Source organism: Segatella copri (assembly GCF_009494835.1).
Lineage (GTDB): Bacteria > Bacteroidota > Bacteroidia > Bacteroidales > Bacteroidaceae > Prevotella > Prevotella copri_F.
In genome coordinates, this window is sequence record NZ_VZBE01000026.1 from 52,094 (window position 1) to 69,435 (window position 17,342).

The window sequence follows — 17,342 nt, forward strand, 5'->3', positions numbered from 1 at the left end:
TACTGATTTTCAGCAGTTAGCACATCCAACATTTTTCAAAAAACATATTATTAATTGGTATTGCCAAAGCTACCATTTAGGCAGCCTTGACATTCACCTTTTTGTTCGAGTTATAATTACATGAGATTAGGGACATGATAAGATTTTCTAAAATCATCCCGTCCTTCTTTACCATTAAAGAAGGCTCCACCTTTCTCACCAAGCCTCTCTTCCCTCAGGGACGAGAGGATGTAACCGCCCTCCGGTGCTCGGAACCGCTACGCTATAAGGTTGGCGGGGCATCAAAGTCCTCGCCATGGTTGTGCGGGATGGGACCGTCTGGGGACAGCATGCTGATTGGGACCGCCAGGCTAATGTTCGGGTTTCAACATAAACATATTAACAGTATTGTTGAATTCTGACACGTAATCTACAAAATGCGGATTATCTTTTCTTAGAATCATTGCTGCGTAATTTTCTACTCCTTCTAAGTCTTGGATATTAGCAACCATAATGACATATTGTTCTTTGTCATTAGCATAAGCAAACCAAGAATCAAACAGGCGATTTCGCATAGCTTGCTTTCTATCGCCCGTTTCACATATATAAAGGAGAGCAAACTCGTTTGTCTCAAAGAAATTGTCTATGATAGCAATTACGGTATCTCGTACCTTCATATCACGAGGTGAACGTTGCTTGTTCACATTCGTGATATTAAACATGTATGCCTCGCCATGCTCCAGCAAGTCATCAAGATCAAAGCTAATAGCAATCTCAACGCTATAATCTGTTACGAAACGGTAAGTATTTGGATTTACCATCATAACATCATACGGTGAAGAGGCGTTGATTCTTTTCAAAGAAAGCTGTTTCATGTCACCAAACATTTACAAACTTTGGCTCTTCTCCTGTACGAGCTAAATAATCCTGACGGAGCATCTGCTCTAACTCTGCCATACGCTTTCTTTTTCTTTCCTTTGATGCCATGAATCTTTTCATCGCAGCATCACGCTTCTCCCAAAATTCTTTATTCAATATTTCCATAAAACCTCCTATTTTTTTTAATTCAGTGCAAATATAAGGGTTTTCTGTGAAACTACCAAATTTTTGGGGGAGTTTTTACGACTACTCTTCTACAACTTCGAAGTCTTCCTTATGCACGCCACGGATAGCTACAGCTCGTCCACCGAAGTCGAAGACGAGCTGGCGGTCACGGTCTATGCGGACAATGTAGCCTTCATAGTCTTTGAATGGTCCTGTAAGGACACGCAACTTCACGTGGTCTTTGGCAAACTTCTCAAAATCATCACGAAGGAATGTAACCTGCTCCGGATGGGTCTTCATCACATTCATAAAGGGTTGCATGATGGAGTCCTTGATGGATGCAGGTCGTCCTAAACTGCGGTCTTTGACTAAATGAAATTGGGGAAAATAATCTGCAAGAAATTCTTGTAGGTCCTTCACCGTACCTTGCAAGAATACAAGTCCGCTGACAGATTGTTCCAAAGTCTTTTTCACTCCTTGTTGCTTTTCTTCATCCTTGTAAGAATAACGAAGGGTTTTATGAATGAAATAAGGTCGTTTGGTATTTTTCTCGTCAGCATTAAATTTTTCAAGCCATTTCTCCATCCCTTTAGCTGCCATGTGAAGAATAAAAATATAACTCCATGAAGTGGGGTTGGTGGAAGGGTCTTCTTTCTTTCTTATCCGTTTACGTTGGGATATTCCTTCTACACTCGGATCCGAAAGTCTTTCAGCCCCGATAACGTGGATGCCCTTTGGTAAGCGTTTACTTACGTCGGCTGTAGAAGGTGAATTCAAGCAATCCTGCGTCATATTCTCGTTCTACTTTATGTCCTCAGCTGCAACCATACATGATGGTTGTGGAAGCCTGGTCCATTTCTTATGATTATGCATAATCTTATATAAATGAGTATTAGCCATACAGCCTCTACACATGTAGCTTTATTTTACATCATTTGCGCTTTCTTCTTAGAAAAGGGCAACAACTGCCGAAATAAGTGCAAATCTGCCATTTACAGGAATCACCCTAGGCAGATTTGCTAAACATTTGTGTTAAATTTTGGGGAAGGACACAGAAAATATAAAAAATGGACACGTAATCCAACTATTTTTCGTACTTTTGTAACCAAATTACTCTCTTCTAAGAAGAAAGGGCGAAGTTTGCTAAAAATTTTACCCCATCAATCCGAAATGGGGTAAACATAACGATTTGTTTACAACTCTTTTGAGATCGTTTTTATAATCCGCTTGTTGGCTTCATTGATGGTTGCTACGTCTAATGACTGCAAGTAAATCTGTGTGGTCTTATAGGAGTTGTGTCCCATGCCCTGGCTGATGGTGGCTATTGGGATGTTCATGTGCAAGGCTACGCTTGCCCATGTGTGGCGTGCCACATAGGTAGTGAGCGGTATCTTCAAGCCTACCTTCTCACCGATTTTCTTCAGGTTGTAGTTGGTGTTGTGCTCCACTTTGCGGTATGCCGTGTATGGAGAGGATTCCTTGCCTGTCAGGATGGGTAGCAGATAAGGGGAGTTCTTGGTCTGTTTGGCGTATTTATCGATGATGGCTTGCATTGGCTTCATCCACTCGATATTGAGGTTTTGGTGGGTCTTGCGACGGTTGTAGCTTACCAAGCCACATTTCAGGTCGGTCTTCTTCAGGAATGCCATATCCACGAATGCCATGCCTCGGAGATAGAAGCTGAGCAGGAACAGGTCTCGTGCCTTGTCAAGGGAGGATCCTGTTGGCAAGTCCAGGTTTTCTATCTTGCGAATATCCTTTACAGAGATGGCTCGTTTGGCAGTTCTCACGTTAGCGGTCTGCACGTGAGCAAAGATATCATTGGCTGGCGCATGACCTGTTTCCACTGCCTTGTTGTAGAATGTGCGCAGGGTTCGCAGATAGAAGGACACGGTGTTTTGTCCGACACCTCTATTCCATAGCCATGCCTGATACATTTCCATCATCTCGCTGGTCATCTGGGAGAAGGTGAGGTCTTCGTGATGACGAAACTCCATAAATCTGTTGGCGGCACTGACATAGTTGCTCTTGGTGCCAATGCACTGCATCTGCTCCTTCTTGGCTATCTGTTGGCGGAAGAAGGTAAAGACGCTCTGGCAGGGTGGCAGCTGCTGTATCTCTTTGTCTAGGTCGTCTATGGTATAAGGGATGCCCTCGGCATCCTTATCACGGATGATACGCTGCATCTGTTTCATCTCCCAATCTATCTGCGACTGGATGAGCTGCAGATGTGCCTGTCTGCTGTTGCGGTTAGAAACAATGATAGCCGACTTCTTGTCGTTCCACTCGTCCGGAAAGACATGATAGTCGGTGCTGATCCAGCGCAGGCAGCGCTGGTGAATGAGGTGATAATACAATGTGCCTTCCGTTCCTGGCACCGAGGATGCTCTGAATTTTACTTTTACTGTTGCCATAATACTAACTTTTATTTGTAATTCATGTTGCTTTTGGGTTATTTACCCCTTTTTATATATGTAAGCAACATTATGGCAACGAATATCAGAATCTAATCATACATATTTCTCCATCAACACAAAGGTGATGAATCCAAGGAGAAGGGCGTAGGTGGCTTGCTTCTGAAAGCCATGGGCATGGGTTTCGGGAATCATCTCATCGCTCGTTACATAAAGCATGGCGCCACCGGCAAAGCCCAGCATCACGGGGAGGAAGGTGGAAGAGGCTGAACCCAAACCGAAACCCAACAGAATGCCTATCACTTCGAGCAGGGCGATGAAGATGGAAATAAAAAAGGTGCGGACTGCTGTAACACCAGCCATCATCAAAGGAGCAATAATCACCATACCCTCAGGGATGTTCTGCAGGGCGATACCGAAAGATACCCCCCACTCCGTTGCTCCCTCTGCCGAACAGACACTCACTCCAGCAGCCATGCCTTCGGGCAGTTTATGTAGGGCTATCGCCATCACAAAGAGCATCACATGACTGAGCCTGGCATTGTTGCGATGCTCCTCTGGGTCTAGTCCCGTGATATGATGAAGATGGGGAGTCACCAGGTCTAGCACATTCAGAAACAGGGCGCCTGCCATTACGCCGATTACGACCAGCCACCAAAGACTGGTCTGTTCGAAGGCTGGCACTATCAGTCCCAACGTGGAAGCTGCCAGCATGATTCCGGCACAATATCCCAATACGGCGTCGTTCCATTTGTGAGGCAACTCCTTGACGAAGAATCCCAAAATGGCACCAATAATGGTGGCACCACAAAGTCCGGCGGCACTAATCAATACGTTTGTCATAATCAATATATATATCGAAGTTATCCAGTTAAACACATGAAGATGCAGATACATCATAGAAGAAAAAAAGCATGGACAACCCTCACGGTTATCCATGCCCATCTATTTCGTATCTGATCTATTCAGTTATTACTAATTATGTTTTGTTATGGTGAAATTGGTGTTTTCCAATTTCATATCATCATTCCTATTTCAACTTCGTATAACCGTAAGCTGCGCTATTGCCCAACTGCTCTTCGATGCGGATAAGCTGGTTGTACTTAGCCATACGGTCGGTACGACTCATAGAACCCGTCTTAATCTGACCGGAGTTAGTTGCTACAGCAATATCAGCAATTGTTGTATCCTCGGTTTCACCAGAACGATGGGAAGTAACGGTGGTGTAACCATGACGGTGAGCCATCTCAATAGCATCCAGTGTCTCGGTAAGAGAACCTATCTGGTTCACCTTGATGAGGATAGAGTTGGCAGCACCCATCTTGATGCCCTTCTCCAGGAACTTCACGTTGGTAACAAAGAGGTCGTCACCTACCAACTGGCAACGATCGCCGATGGCAGCAGTCAACTTTACCCAGTTGTCCCAATCGTTCTCATCAAGGCCATCCTCGATTGAATCGATAGGATATTTGGTAATCAGTTCTTCCAGGAACTTGATCTGCTCAGCAGCAGTCAGTTTCTTACCATTAGGATCCTTCTTCTTGCCATCCTTCAACTGGCGGTAATCATAATACCACTCACCATTCTCCTGAACGGCAAACTCACTGGCAGCACAGTCCATGGCAATCTTCACGTCCTTTCCTGGCTCATAACCGGCATCCTTGATTGCCTGGCAAATGCTGTCGAGCGCATCCTCAATACCATCGAGTGCAGGAGCAAAACCGCCCTCATCACCTACGGCAGTAGAAAGACCGCGGCTCTTCAGGAGCTTAGCCAAGGCATGGAACACCTCAGCACCCATACGGATAGCCTCCTTCTCGGAAGGAGCACCCACAGGACGGATCATAAATTCCTGGAAGGCGATAGGCGCATCAGAGTGAGCACCACCATTGATGATGTTCATCATAGGAACAGGAAGGGTGTAAGTATTGCAACCGCCAATATAGCGATACAATGGGATGTGGAGATACTCAGCAGCAGCATGAGCCACAGCCAAAGAAACACCGAGGATGGCGTTGGCACCCAGATTAGACTTGGTCTTGGTACCGTCGAGTTCCAACATCTTATAATCGATGGCACGCTGCTCCAAGGCTGAGAAACCTACCAAAGCAGGAGCAATCACCTGATTCACATTCTCCACAGCCTTCAAGACGCCCTTGCCGCCATAGCGGTTCTTGTCACCATCACGAAGTTCCAAAGCCTCGTTCTCACCAGTAGATGCACCAGAAGGAACCGATGCACGACCAACGACACCTGACTTCAAAGAAACTTCAACCTCTACAGTAGGGTTGCCACGAGAATCCAAGATTTCTCTTGCATGAACATTTTCGATAATCATAATACTATAATACTTTTAATTACGTTAAACATTTTTTCCGAGTGCAAATTTAGGTATTATCTGACAAATCTCCAAATTTCGGGCATCATCAAAAGTAGGTATTCGCCCGAAAATACCTACATATAGGTAAGGAGAGGCATGGAAATTTGAGATGCTACCAAATTGTCATTTTATTTTAATTTTATCAATCAGTCCTTCGAAATCCTCCTTTTGCATAGCACCCATCTGCACAGATGGTTTGCCTTTCACGGGGATGAAGAGGAAGGTAGGGATGCTGCTGATACCGAAAACAGAAGCAAGTTCGGACTCCTGGTCGATATCCACCTTATAGAAATCTATCTTGCCGGCATATTTCCCGGCGAGAGATTCCACTACGGGAGCCATCATCTTGCAAGGACCACACCAGGTGGTATAGAAATCGATGACGGCAGGACGGGAACCGGCAAATACCCATTCATCCGGATGAGCCTCGTAATCCATAATCTTTTTTCTGAAATCAGATGTGGTAAGATATTGCACCTTGGCAGTTTCAGTTTTCCCTACAGCCGTTTGAGGAGAAACAGCAGGTGCTTTCCTGTTCTGAGAACAAGAAACAAGAAATGGTAGAAATAAAACAACTGCTAATATAATTTTCTTCATAGTTTTTTCGTTGCTTTAATTTGAGAAGGTATGCCATTAGTCTATAACACACCCTCTTATTACAATTAATCACTAATAAATAATCATTACTCACTAACACTACTCCTAATCCTTCAAAGAATAAGTAACGGTAGTAACAACCCTTACCTTTTTAATATATGGAGTGTTGGAATCGCGGTCTTCGATAGAGAACTGGCCCTGGTCGGCATTCATAATCTTGTCTATCTTACTCTTGCTGTTCTCAGCAAACTGGGCAGCAGTCTGCTCAGCATTCTCTATCGCCTCCTGCATCATCTTAGGTTTCATCTGCCGGAAGGCAACATACTCATACTTCACCGGATTCTCGTAACCACCATCCACAATGGCAACCCCCTTCTGAAGCAGATTACCCTGACGGGCAATGATACTGCGAACCAGTTTCACGTTCTTCGATGTAACCGTGATGATGGAAGTGATATTATAACGATACCCCTGACGGTTTTCGCCATATCGTTCAGCATTGAGGTCGATGACCACAGGCGCATTCACGTTTATTTCATTAGTCTTTACACCATTCTCCACCAGGAAGTTTCTGATGGTTCTTGTGGTGGCATTGATTTTTTGATAGAGTTCAGGCAGGTCATTGCCTATTTCCTTGGAAACGATAGGCCACGTCACCTTATCAGCCTCCACTTCCTTTTCGGCAAGGCCTTTCACTACAACCTTTCGGTCATTACTAATCACACTTTCAAGTCCCGACTTAATACAAAATCCAAGCACGATGATGCCGATGGTTAAAATCACGGCTTGCTTAATACCAGAATTGATGTTCATAATTAGTCCTCCATTATTAAGTTGTTAAAATTGAGTTTCCATTCTATCTCAGATTGAATTGCAATTTGAGTTTTCAAAGATACAATAAAAATATAGAAAAACGACACTTTATAATGATAAAATATGCTAAAACTGCCCATATCAACCCATAAGCACCATTTTTTCTGCCAAAAAGCTTGCATATATTACCAAAAAAAACTACCTTTGCCCAAAAACAATAAAATGGATTACAACATGATTGGGACCGCATGGTCGTTACTGCCTCCTATCGTCGCCATCGCTCTAGCGCTGAAGACGAAAGAGGTCTATTCTTCTCTTTTTATCGGTATCATACTGGGTGCCGTTCAATATTGTATTTCGATGGGAACAGGTTTCGACGGATTCCTCGTTCACCTGACAAACCACACTATAGGTGAAGGCGATGATGCCAAGGCATACGGTTTGATACATTGCCTTTCCGACCCATGGAACGTGGGCATTCTGGTATTCCTGGTGGTATTAGGCAGCATCGTTTCATTGATGAACAAGGCGGGTGGTTCGGCTGCTTTCGGCCGTTGGGCTTCCAAGCACGTACACTCGAAGGTTGGCGTACAGATTGCTACCATCCTGCTCGGCATTCTGATATTCATCGATGATTACTTCAACTGCCTTACGGTGGGTTCGGTAATGCGGCCTATCGCCGTGCGCAATGGTGTTACCAAGGAGAAACTGGCTTATCTCATCGACTCTACAGCCGCTCCGGTCTGCATCATCTCCCCTATCTCGAGTTGGGCAGCTGCGGTATCGGGCTTCGTATCGGGCGGAGAGAACGGACTGGCACTTTTCTGCAAGGCGATACCTTTTAATTTCTACGCATTCTTTACCATCCTCTTTATGTTTGGTATTGTGATACTGGGCTTCGACTTCAAGGCGATGAGCAAATATGATACAAGACTGAAGGAATGGTACGAACGAACCAATGGCGGGAAACTCGATGAGGTGAGCGATACCAAACTGCAGATTGTTGAGCATGGTGTGGGAGCCAAACAGAAAGAGGATTCCAAGAACAAGGGAACCGTGAGCGACCTGGTGATACCAATCATCATGCTGATTATCTTCTGCATGGCGGGCATGGTATATTCGGGCGGATTCTTCGATGCCGATAATGCCAACTATCTCAACTTTGTAGATGCCTTTGCTGCGAGCAATGCCTCTGTGGGCTTGGTAATCGGTTCATTGGCTGCTCTGATTCTTACCATCATGATGTTTACCATTCGCAAGACCTTGCCTTTCGATGAGGCGATGAGTAGTCTCATCAAGGGTTTTGAGGCGATGGTGCCAGCCATTCTGATTCTTACTTTGGCATGGACGCTGAAGAGTATGACCGACTCGCTGGGTGCGGCAGAATATGTATCATCGGTTGTAGCGAGCAGTGCCTCAGAACTTCAGATGCTTCTTCCGGGCATCATCTTCCTGGTAGCAGGCTTCCTGGCATTTGCAACGGGTACCTCCTGGGGAACCTTCGGTATTCTGATTCCTATCTGCATCGCCGTATTCCCTGGTGCTGATCCTTTGCGCATCATCTCTATCTCGGCATGTATGGCTGGAGCGGTATGTGGCGACCATATCTCTCCTATCAGCGATACCACCATCATGGCGAGTGCAGGAGCGGAATGCAAGCATGTGCATCATGTATCATCACAGTTGCCTTACGCCCTGACTGTAGCCTTTGTGAGTTTCCTCACCTTCATTGTGGCGGGATTCACTCATACGCTGGGTATGGTAACGAGTGCCATCATCTCGTGGATATTCGGTGTTGCCATGCTTGGTTTTGCTTTATTTTATTTAAATAAGCGCCAAAAAGTTAAATAGTTCTTAATTTATTTGTATATTTGAAATATTTTCAATATCTTTGCATAAGAAAAGCTGCACTCGGCAATTTGAAAGCAAGCTTTCATTGCGCTCGTTTGCATTTTCTTTGCAAAAGAATTTAATAAAGAACATATTAATAACTTAATACAGAATACATTATGAAGGAATTAAAAGGAACAAAGACAGAGAAGAACCTCCAGGAGGCTTTCGCTGGTGAGTCACAGGCTCGTAACAAATATACCTATTTTGCAAGCAAGGCAAAGAAGGACGGTTTTGTACAGATAGCTAATATCTTTGAGGAGACAGCTGCTAACGAGAAGGAGCACGCTAAGTTGTGGTTCAAGTATCTGGAGGGCGGTGCTATCCAGAATACAGAGAAGAACCTGGAAGCTGCTGCCAATGGTGAGCACGATGAATGGACAGACATGTATCCACGCATGGCAAAGGAGGCTCGCGAAGAAGGTTTCGAGGAGATTGCAGCTAAGTTTGAGATGGTTGCTGAAATCGAGAAGCATCATGAGGAGCGTTATCGCAAGCTCTTGAAGAACGTACAGGACAAGCTCGTCTTCTCTCGTGACGGCGACTGCATCTGGCAGTGCTCTAACTGCGGACATATCGTAGTAGGCAAGAAGGCTCCTGAGGTTTGCCCAGTCTGCAACCACCCACAGAGTTACTTCCAGATTGAAGCACAGAATTACTAATTCTTGCTTGAGACGAAATATCTAACAGAACATATATAAATAAGAGAGGGTGTGTCATGGCCTTATGACACACCCTCTTTTTTATGATTTAGCTTGAACCATTTCCAACATGATTTCTATCAACCTTGGAACACCATACTGTTCTATCTCGTCCTCTTTCACCCAGATATAATCATCAGGGAGAGGTGGGCGGGTTTCTGTTTCCTGCAGATAGAAGTCGGCAAGGAGGATGCGATGGGTAAGTACATGCTTCACATCCTTAGCCAGGAGAAGAGGATTATGGACAAAGGCAGGCAGTTGCGGAGCATCTGATGCGTTATATGGTTCCCACAATCCCTGCCAGATATCACCCTCGCCGCGACGGTGGATAGCCACTTCGCCTTTACACCTTATATATATATAGGAGAGATGGCGCGTTTTCACCTTCAGTGTCTTGTTCTTCACCGGCAACTCCTCTACCCTTCCTGTTCTCAACGCCTCACAGGTTTCGGCAAGCGGACAGACAAGACACTTCGGAGATTGGGGAGTGCACTGGATAGCTCCGAAATCCATCATGCCCTGGTTGTAGGCAGTAGCAGGCGATAATGCTGTATCAGAAAGTTGCTGAGCAGACGAAGCAGGCAAGAGTGATTGCGCCAACGCAGCAAACTCCTTTTTCCCCTGCGTTGAGTTGATAGGAGTATCTATTCCGAAGTAACGTGAAAGAACCCGATACACATTGCCATCTACTACTGCCGCCGGAATGTCGAAAGCAAAAGAACCAATGGCTGCTGCAGTATAATCGCCCACCCCTTTCAGGGCTTTGATACCTTCAAGCGTATCAGGGAAATGACCGATCGCCACAATCTGTCTGGCAGCAGCATGAAGGTTGCGGGCTCGCGAATAATACCCCAATCCCTGCCAGAGTTTCAAGACATCATCCTCGCTGGCAGCAGCCAAGTCTTCAACCTTGGGATAGGTCTTCATGAACCGCTCCCAATATTCCCATCCCTGTGCGATGCGTGTTTGCTGAAGGATGATTTCGCTCAGCCAGATGGCATAAGGATCCTTGGTTTCGCGCCAAGGCAAATCCCTACCATTCTCACGAAACCAATGGATAATGACAGCCGAAAAACTATTCATAAAATTCAATGTTCAAATCTCAATGTTCAAAGTAATTACTGTTCCGGATATTGCTCGTAAATCTTCAGACCGAACTCATTCGCCAAGGCATAGGCATGCTCCATGATATCGGCGAGAATGTGCTCATAATTCACCCATACCTTATCCTTAATGAAGAAATAGAACTCGATAGGGAGACCGCATTGCGTGGCTTCCATGTGGCGCACCATCAATGTGAGATCGGTATTGACCTCCGGACGCTGACGCAGATACTTCTCCATAAATTTACGGTAAAGCTGGAGATTGGTAGGGGCAAGGGCTGCAGGATTCTTTAAATCCTCAATATCCTTCCCTTCTTGTATATCTTTATCTATCGCCTTCTGCAACGACTCCTTCAACTTAAACGAATCTTCGGTGGCGAAATGCTTGGCAAGCAGATTACGTTTTAATGTCTCATCCACCAGACGGACACTACGGAAATCGAAGTAAACCACGCGCTTCACTCTTCGTCCACCACTCTTCTGCATACCAATCCAGTTCTGGAACGAACCATTCACCAGGGTAGTAGGCGAAATAGTAACGATGGTATTATCAAAGTTGCGCACCTTCACGGTCGTGAGTGACATATCCTCAACGATACCATTGGCATCCACCGACTTCACCGTAATCCAGTCGCCCTTATGCAACATATCATTGCTGGTAAGACGCACACCAGCTGCCAATCCCGAGATGGTATCCTTGAAGACCAGCATCAGGACTGCCGAGGTAGCACCCAAACCGGCAAAGAGGGTCATCGGGTTCTTGTCCAACAGGATGGCAACCACCACCACAGCAGCCACAAAGAGCATCAATACCCTGAGAACACCGCAGAAAGTATGGAAATACTGCTGAGCCGACGAGCGTCGTTCCTGAGAATCCTCCAATCCTTTGAAAGACCCGATGAATACCAGAGCCGTACGCACCGACATCACCACGATATAGATGCCCGTAGCCCGCTCCAATATCTCCTTGAATATCGGATACTCCAGATAAATCAGCGGCATGAGCGACCATATCACCACAGCCGGCACAATATGGCAAGCCGAGGTGAGCACCTTCTTGTTCAGCAGCACATCATCCCAAGTGATGTCCGTCTTATCAGTAATCTTACTGATGAGCGGAACCAGTATCTTGCGACACAGGAAATCGCTCAGCATTGCCAAGAGGATGGCAGTAATGGTGAGCAAGATATGGCGAAGCATCGGCACGAAATCACCTGTGACTCCTGCCATGCCAATCAGTTCATCTACAAATTTTCTAATCTCCTCCATAAAACTATTAACTATAAACTATCAACTAACGCTCACGGTTGGCAGAGCAAAGTACATACTTTATCTGCAAAGTGTCTGGCATTATTGCCATGCATGATACCATTGTTGATGATGGCGAAACAGAGTTCATGACCATTGGCTGCGGTACAGTAACCCGCCAATGAGATGATGCCCGTCAGCGTACCCGTTTTTGCTTTCACATTGCCATGCACAAAACTGTTCTTCATACGCTTCTTCAATGTACCATCTACCCCACCGATAGGCAGCGAATGCTTCAGATGGTCCATGATATTGCCATTGAGATAAGCATAACGCAGCAGTTTCACCTCCAGTTCGGCACTAAGATAATTATAGAGCGAAAGTCCCGAACCGTCAGCCAGTTTATATCTTGCCGGATCGAGTCCTATCTTACGGATAAGCTGTCTTTCCACATTCCTGGCACTCTTGGCACTCGCCCATTTATTGCCCGTAGAAGCCGCAATCTGATAATACATGCTCTCGGCATAGAGATTATCACTCTCCTTCATCATCTTGTGCAGAATCTGATCCATCGTATGGAATCGGGTACAGACCGTAAAGGCACTCGCAGGGCAAGTCTTCTCTGAAGCCCCAAAGCAGGAATATTCGATGCCCTCCTCACGGAGCTTGGCAAGAAACTTATCCATAAAGATGTCCTTGCGCTGGAATACCAGTGGCGAAAGCACCGGATTGTCATCATCCCAGCACCAGCCTTCACCCAACAAATCAGCATCCTTCAAAGAGCGGTCGGCATAGATGCTGCCACGGATGGTGTCAACACCCATATCCTTCAGACTATTGACAAATGCCGACATATCATCGCTGTTGAAACGGGGATCCATACCGCCTATACAATAGACATCACCCGTCAACACCCCATTCTCAATGGTACCGGTATATTTCAGAGTGGTTTTAAACTGGTAAGAACCGCCCAACTTATCGAGCGCCGTAATGGCAGTCAGGAGCTTCATCGTACTTGCCGGACGCATCAGCTGTCGTTCATTTCTCTGATAGATACAAGAGTCAGCAGACAGGTCCCAGACCATCAGTCCTACCTGTGATGTTTCGAACATCTTGCTTTCAAGGAGTTTATCAATACCCACCTTCACCGATTCGGGCCAAGGAAATTTCTGCGTCAGCGTATCCGCTGCCAGGGAGTCAACGAGTGTAGAGTCGGAAACATCCTCCTCATCAACCGTTTCTATTCCCTCATCTTCAATCACATTCTGGGCCTGCACCGGTACAGAGATCCATACCATCATCAGACCCAACATCATATATATTATCTTTTTCATCACAATCAGTTCACCTGAACTTAAAAGAAATTATTTATTTTTGATTCTCTCCATAAACGCCTCTTCATTATCCGGCTGAACGGTCACAATATTATTATGTCCGTATTCGATGACCACACAATGGTCTAATCCGAAGAAAGTCTTGGCGATGTGCACATCAATGACATCACATAGCGGCACATTTCTGTTGGAAGAGAACCTGCCCTCATTGATGATGAGATATTCCATCTCCTCATCCAGGTCTATCGGTTTTACCATCTTGAAGGTATAGGTTGTATTCAGTATGCGCTCTATCATGCCCACGATGATGATAGCCACAAAAATGCCGATGATGGCCAGCTTGACCCAGAAGAAATAGAGAGTCAGGATTGCGAACACCGCCACACCGATGCGTGCCGTCAGCGTAAAGCGCTTATGAAAAGTTCTATCTGCCATAACTTTGATTTATTACCTTATATTATTGTCGTTTTTGCGACCATTTGATAGCCTAAAAGACTATATTACCTTAAATTTCGCTGCAAAATTACAAAAAATCCCTCTCTTATTACTCATTTTAAAGATTAATTATTACTTTTGCACCGAATTAAGAATTAATTCTGAGAGAATGGGGCTGTTTTATAGATAAAAACACCTGTTCTTAAAATAGAAATTAGATAAGAATAAACTCAATGGTTTATAAGTATGATTTTCTGATTATCGGCTCAGGAGTTGCCGGTATGAGTTACGCCCTGAAAGTAGCCAGAGCGCATAAAGGTAAGGTGTGTATGATTTGCAAAACCTCGCTCGACGAGGCTAACACGTCATTCGCACAAGGTGGTGTGGCGTCAGTTACCAACTTGGAAGTGGATAACTTCGACAAGCACATACAGGATACAATGATTGCTGGTGATTATATCAGCGATTATAAAGCTGTGAAGCAGGTTGTCACCATGGCACCAGAGCAGATCAAGGAGCTCGTGCAGTGGGGCGTCAACTTCGATAAGCAGCAGGACGGCAAGTTCGACCTCCACCGTGAGGGCGGACATAGCGAGTTCCGTATTCTTCATCATGCCGATGATACGGGTGCAGAAATCCAGCGCGGTCTGATGGAGGCTGTGCGCAACTGTCCGGATATCGATATCAAGGAAAATCATTTCGCCGTGGAGATTATCACTCAGCACCACTTGGGTGCCCGTGTTACTCGCCGCACTCCTTATATCAACTGTTACGGTGCATACGTATTGAATCCTGATACCCAGAAGGTGGATACCTATCTGAGCAAAGTAACCGTGATGTGTACCGGTGGATGTGGTGCCGTTTATCAGACTACCACCAACCCTATCATCGCTACGGGTGATGGCGAGGCGATGGTTTACCGTGCCAAGGGTACCGTGGCCGACATGGAGTTTGTCCAGTTCCACCCAACCGCTCTTTATCATCCGGGCGAAACCCATCCTGCCTTCCTCATCACCGAGGCGATGCGTGGTTATGGCGGCATCTTGCGTCTGCCTAACGGCGAGAGCTTCATGGAGAAATATGATAAGCGATTGAGTCTGGCTCCTCGTGACATCGTGGCTCGTGCCATCGATAAGGAGATGAAGATTCACGGATTGGATCATGTCTGTCTCGATGTAACCCATAAGAATCCAGAGGAGACCAAGCGTCACTTCCCTAATATCTACGCCAAGTGTCTGAGCATCGGCATCGACATCACCAAGGAGTATATCCCTGTTCGTCCTGCCGCTCACTATATGTGTGGTGGTATCAAGGTTGATTTGAACGGCTGTTCAAGCATCAATCGTCTCTATGCCCTGGGCGAGTGTTCATGCACCGGTCTGCATGGCGGTAACCGTCTTGCCAGCAACTCGCTCATCGAGGCTGTGGTTTATGCCGAGACTGCTGCCAAGCACAGTATTGAACATGTAGATGAGTACGACTTCAATGAGAAGGTACCAGCATGGAATGATGAAGGTACTTTGACCAACGAAGAGAAGGTGCTGATTACACAGAGCGTGAAAGAGGTGGGCGAATGCATGAGCAACTATGTAGGCATCGTGCGCAGCGATCTCCGTCTGAAGCGAGCATGGGACCGTCTCGATCTTCTCTACGAAGAGACAGAAAACCTCTTCAAGCGTGTAAAGGTAAGCAAGGAACTCTGCGAGCTCCGCAACATGATTAACGTGGGTTATCTCATCACCCGCATGGCGATAGAACGCAAGGAGAGCCGTGGTCTCCACTATACCATCGACTATCCTGTTCATGCTTACGACAAGAAATAAAGTTTTTTTAAGCTACCATATAAAGCCGCCAGGATATTCTCACACGATATCCTAGCGGCTTTTTCTTTGCCTACAGTTCAAATTCTTAATGACATAGATGCCCACACTTTTGCAGCAAAGATTTTGATAAAACGACATAAATTACAAAAATAAATTTTGGTAAAACGACATATTTTTACTAAAAAGATTTTGGTAAAACAAATTTTTTATGTAACTTTGCGCCCATAAAACATTGAAAATATGGAGAATAGGGTATTCAAGAGAAAAATATATAGCCAAATGGCTGAATGGAAGGAAATTTCCAAGGGAAGTACAGCCCTCCTTGTAGAGGGTGCTCGCCGTATTGGAAAGTCAACTATCGTAGAAGAATTTGCCAAGAATGAATACGAATCATACATTATGATAGATTTCAATGAGGCTTCCAAGGAAGTGAAAGCACTCTTTGATGATCTTATGAATATGGATTTCATTTTTCTTTTCCTGCAGAATGCTTACAATAAAACATTGCATGAGCGAAAGTCGGTTATCATCTTCGATGAGGTACAACAATGTCCGAAAGCCCGACAAGCCATCAAGTATTTGGTAAAAGACGGTAGATATGACTATATAGAGACCGGCTCACTTATCAGCATACATAAGAGCACTAAGGACATTAGCATCCCTAGCGAAGAACATCGTATCGAGATGTTTCCGATGGATTACGAAGAGTTCAGATGGGCCATGGGGGACACGGCTAGCGTGCCTCTGCTGCGTCAAGTTTTCGATAAGAAAATATCTCTAGGCGAGGGAGTCAACAGATTGAAGATGAGAGAGCTACGCCTATATATGTTGGTAGGAGGAATGCCACAAGCTGTCAATGCTTATCTTAACACTAACAATCTACAGCAAGTAGATACCATAAAGCGACAGATTCTCCAACTATATGCTGATGATTTCAGAAAGATAGACCCCTCGGGCAAAATATCCAAACTATTCATGTCTATCCCAGCCCAATTGAGCAGGAACCAGCTCCGCTATCAGCCTACTTCTGCTGTAGGAAGAATGGCTGCTGAGAAAATAGATGAGTTGATACTCAACTTAGAAGACAGCAAGACTGTTAACATTGCGTACCACACGGATGATCCGAATGTAGGAATGCCACTGACAGCCAACATCAACAAGTACAAACTGTACATAGGCGATACGGGACTATTCGTAACTTTGGCTTTCTGGGACAAGGATTATACGGAGAACATCATCTACCAGAAACTGTTGAGCGACAAGCTATCCACCAACATGGGATACGTATTTGAGAATCTGGTTGCCCAAATGCTGAGAGCCTCAGGCAACAGACTCTTTTACTATACTTTTCCAAAGGATGCCACGCATTCTTACGAAATCGACTTTTTGTTGTCACGCGGCAGTAAGTTGTGCCCTATAGAGGTCAAGTCGTCTGGATACAAAACGCATGCCTCGCTTGATGCTTTCCGTCAAAAATTCTCCAACAGGATAGTAAATCCGTACTTGGTTTACACAAAAGATCTGCAGAAAGATGGGCAAACACTCCTGATTCCGATTTACATGACCCCATTCTTATAAAGC

General features: G+C 45.3%; 16 protein-coding genes. 4 read left to right on the forward strand and 12 right to left on the reverse strand.

The window, feature by feature from the left end; all coding sequences use genetic code 11:
• Positions 1-350: 350 nt before the first annotated feature.
• From F7D47_RS04745 to F7D47_RS04780, 8 genes are all read right to left on the reverse strand, one after another.
• Positions 351-854, reverse strand: coding sequence for a DUF6169 family protein (locus tag F7D47_RS04745; RefSeq protein WP_194252631.1), 504 nt, complete (start codon positions 852-854; stop codon positions 351-353).
• A 1-nt stretch (position 855) separates the two neighbouring features.
• Positions 856-1,023 carry an ABC transporter ATP-binding protein gene (locus F7D47_RS04750; protein ID WP_153084946.1) on the reverse strand — a complete coding sequence of 56 codons (168 nt, stop codon included), beginning with the start codon at positions 1,021-1,023 and terminating at the stop codon, positions 856-858.
• Positions 1,024-1,104: 81 nt separating this feature from the next.
• The gene (locus F7D47_RS04755; RefSeq protein ID WP_153084947.1) at positions 1,105-1,815 is read right to left on the reverse strand and encodes a hypothetical protein; all 711 of its coding nucleotides are present in this window, start codon (positions 1,813-1,815) and stop codon (positions 1,105-1,107) included.
• Positions 1,816-2,216: 401 nt separating this feature from the next.
• Positions 2,217-3,437, reverse strand: a complete 1,221-nt coding sequence (locus F7D47_RS04760; protein ID WP_153095750.1) for a site-specific integrase — start codon at positions 3,435-3,437, stop codon at positions 2,217-2,219.
• Between the two features lie 96 nt (positions 3,438-3,533).
• Positions 3,534-4,280, reverse strand: a complete 747-nt coding sequence (locus tag F7D47_RS04765; protein ID WP_118080144.1) for a ZIP family metal transporter — start codon at positions 4,278-4,280, stop codon at positions 3,534-3,536.
• Between the two features lie 187 nt (positions 4,281-4,467).
• Complete coding sequence (gene eno, locus F7D47_RS04770; protein WP_153079702.1) at positions 4,468-5,775, reverse strand: phosphopyruvate hydratase; 1,308 nt, start codon at positions 5,773-5,775, stop codon at positions 4,468-4,470.
• Positions 5,776-5,940: 165 nt separating this feature from the next.
• On the reverse strand, positions 5,941-6,255 hold the full coding sequence (gene trxA, locus F7D47_RS04775; RefSeq protein WP_337390277.1) for a thioredoxin: 315 nt from the start codon (positions 6,253-6,255) through the stop codon (positions 5,941-5,943).
• 264 nt (positions 6,256-6,519) lie between these two features.
• The gene (locus F7D47_RS04780; protein WP_153082117.1) at positions 6,520-7,227 is read right to left on the reverse strand and encodes an SIMPL domain-containing protein; all 708 of its coding nucleotides are present in this window, start codon (positions 7,225-7,227) and stop codon (positions 6,520-6,522) included.
• Positions 7,228-7,449: 222 nt separating this feature from the next.
• Between F7D47_RS04780 and F7D47_RS04785 the strand changes: the two genes are divergently transcribed.
• Positions 7,450-9,078: a Na+/H+ antiporter NhaC family protein gene (locus F7D47_RS04785; RefSeq protein ID WP_153084951.1), complete on the forward strand. Its 1,629-nt coding sequence runs from the start codon at positions 7,450-7,452 to the stop codon at positions 9,076-9,078.
• A 158-nt stretch (positions 9,079-9,236) separates the two neighbouring features.
• Positions 9,237-9,779 carry a rubrerythrin gene (rbr, locus tag F7D47_RS04790; protein ID WP_153084952.1) on the forward strand — a complete coding sequence of 181 codons (543 nt, stop codon included), beginning with the start codon at positions 9,237-9,239 and terminating at the stop codon, positions 9,777-9,779.
• A gap of 81 nt (positions 9,780-9,860) precedes the next feature.
• On the opposite strand, the gene mutY is transcribed toward rbr, so the two are convergent.
• The 4 genes from mutY to F7D47_RS04810 are packed head-to-tail and all read right to left on the reverse strand — an operon-like array spanning position 9,861 to position 13,938.
• On the reverse strand, positions 9,861-10,901 hold the full coding sequence (gene mutY / locus F7D47_RS04795) for an A/G-specific adenine glycosylase (protein ID WP_153084953.1): 1,041 nt from the start codon (positions 10,899-10,901) through the stop codon (positions 9,861-9,863).
• Between the two features lie 35 nt (positions 10,902-10,936).
• Positions 10,937-12,190 carry a mechanosensitive ion channel family protein gene (locus F7D47_RS04800; protein WP_153084954.1) on the reverse strand — a complete coding sequence of 418 codons (1,254 nt, stop codon included), beginning with the start codon at positions 12,188-12,190 and terminating at the stop codon, positions 10,937-10,939.
• A gap of 32 nt (positions 12,191-12,222) precedes the next feature.
• Positions 12,223-13,503, reverse strand: coding sequence for a D-alanyl-D-alanine carboxypeptidase/D-alanyl-D-alanine endopeptidase (gene dacB / locus F7D47_RS04805; RefSeq protein ID WP_153084955.1), 1,281 nt, complete (start codon positions 13,501-13,503; stop codon positions 12,223-12,225).
• A 30-nt stretch (positions 13,504-13,533) separates the two neighbouring features.
• Positions 13,534-13,938: a hypothetical protein gene (locus tag F7D47_RS04810; protein WP_153084956.1), complete on the reverse strand. Its 405-nt coding sequence runs from the start codon at positions 13,936-13,938 to the stop codon at positions 13,534-13,536.
• 233 nt (positions 13,939-14,171) lie between these two features.
• Here F7D47_RS04810 and nadB point away from each other — a divergent pair, with 233 nt between their 5' ends.
• Positions 14,172-15,761 (forward strand): L-aspartate oxidase, encoded by a 1,590-nt coding sequence (gene nadB / locus F7D47_RS04815; protein ID WP_153084957.1) that lies wholly within the window; start codon positions 14,172-14,174, stop codon positions 15,759-15,761.
• Positions 15,762-16,040: 279 nt separating this feature from the next.
• Positions 16,041-17,339, forward strand: coding sequence for an ATP-binding protein (locus F7D47_RS04820; protein WP_228113414.1), 1,299 nt, complete (start codon positions 16,041-16,043; stop codon positions 17,337-17,339).
• Positions 17,340-17,342: the final 3 nt, after the last annotated feature.

Bases quoted from the DNA above. Each gene is read 5' to 3' on its own strand.
- F7D47_RS04745 (WP_194252631.1), bottom strand. From the start codon at position 854: ATGAAACAGCTTTCTTTGAAAAGAATCAACGCCTCTTCACCGTATGAT.
- F7D47_RS04750 (WP_153084946.1), bottom strand. From the start codon at position 1,023: ATGGAAATATTGAATAAAGAATTTTGGGAGAAGCGTGATGCTGCGATG.
- F7D47_RS04755 (WP_153084947.1), bottom strand. From the start codon at position 1,815: ATGACGCAGGATTGCTTGAATTCACCTTCTACAGCCGACGTAAGTAAA.
- F7D47_RS04760 (WP_153095750.1), bottom strand. From the start codon at position 3,437: ATGGCAACAGTAAAAGTAAAATTCAGAGCATCCTCGGTGCCAGGAACG.
- F7D47_RS04765 (WP_118080144.1), bottom strand. From the start codon at position 4,280: ATGACAAACGTATTGATTAGTGCCGCCGGACTTTGTGGTGCCACCATT.
- eno (WP_153079702.1), bottom strand. From the start codon at position 5,775: ATGATTATCGAAAATGTTCATGCAAGAGAAATCTTGGATTCTCGTGGC.
- trxA (WP_337390277.1), bottom strand. From the start codon at position 6,255: ATGGATTACGAGGCTCATCCGGATGAATGGGTATTTGCCGGTTCCCGT.
- F7D47_RS04780 (WP_153082117.1), bottom strand. From the start codon at position 7,227: ATGAACATCAATTCTGGTATTAAGCAAGCCGTGATTTTAACCATCGGC.
- F7D47_RS04785 (WP_153084951.1), top strand. From the start codon at position 7,450: ATGGATTACAACATGATTGGGACCGCATGGTCGTTACTGCCTCCTATC.
- rbr (WP_153084952.1), top strand. From the start codon at position 9,237: ATGAAGGAATTAAAAGGAACAAAGACAGAGAAGAACCTCCAGGAGGCT.
- mutY (WP_153084953.1), bottom strand. From the start codon at position 10,901: ATGAATAGTTTTTCGGCTGTCATTATCCATTGGTTTCGTGAGAATGGT.
- F7D47_RS04800 (WP_153084954.1), bottom strand. From the start codon at position 12,190: ATGGAGGAGATTAGAAAATTTGTAGATGAACTGATTGGCATGGCAGGA.
- dacB (WP_153084955.1), bottom strand. From the start codon at position 13,503: ATGAAAAAGATAATATATATGATGTTGGGTCTGATGATGGTATGGATC.
- F7D47_RS04810 (WP_153084956.1), bottom strand. From the start codon at position 13,938: ATGGCAGATAGAACTTTTCATAAGCGCTTTACGCTGACGGCACGCATC.
- nadB (WP_153084957.1), top strand. From the start codon at position 14,172: ATGGTTTATAAGTATGATTTTCTGATTATCGGCTCAGGAGTTGCCGGT.
- F7D47_RS04820 (WP_228113414.1), top strand. From the start codon at position 16,041: ATGGCTGAATGGAAGGAAATTTCCAAGGGAAGTACAGCCCTCCTTGTA.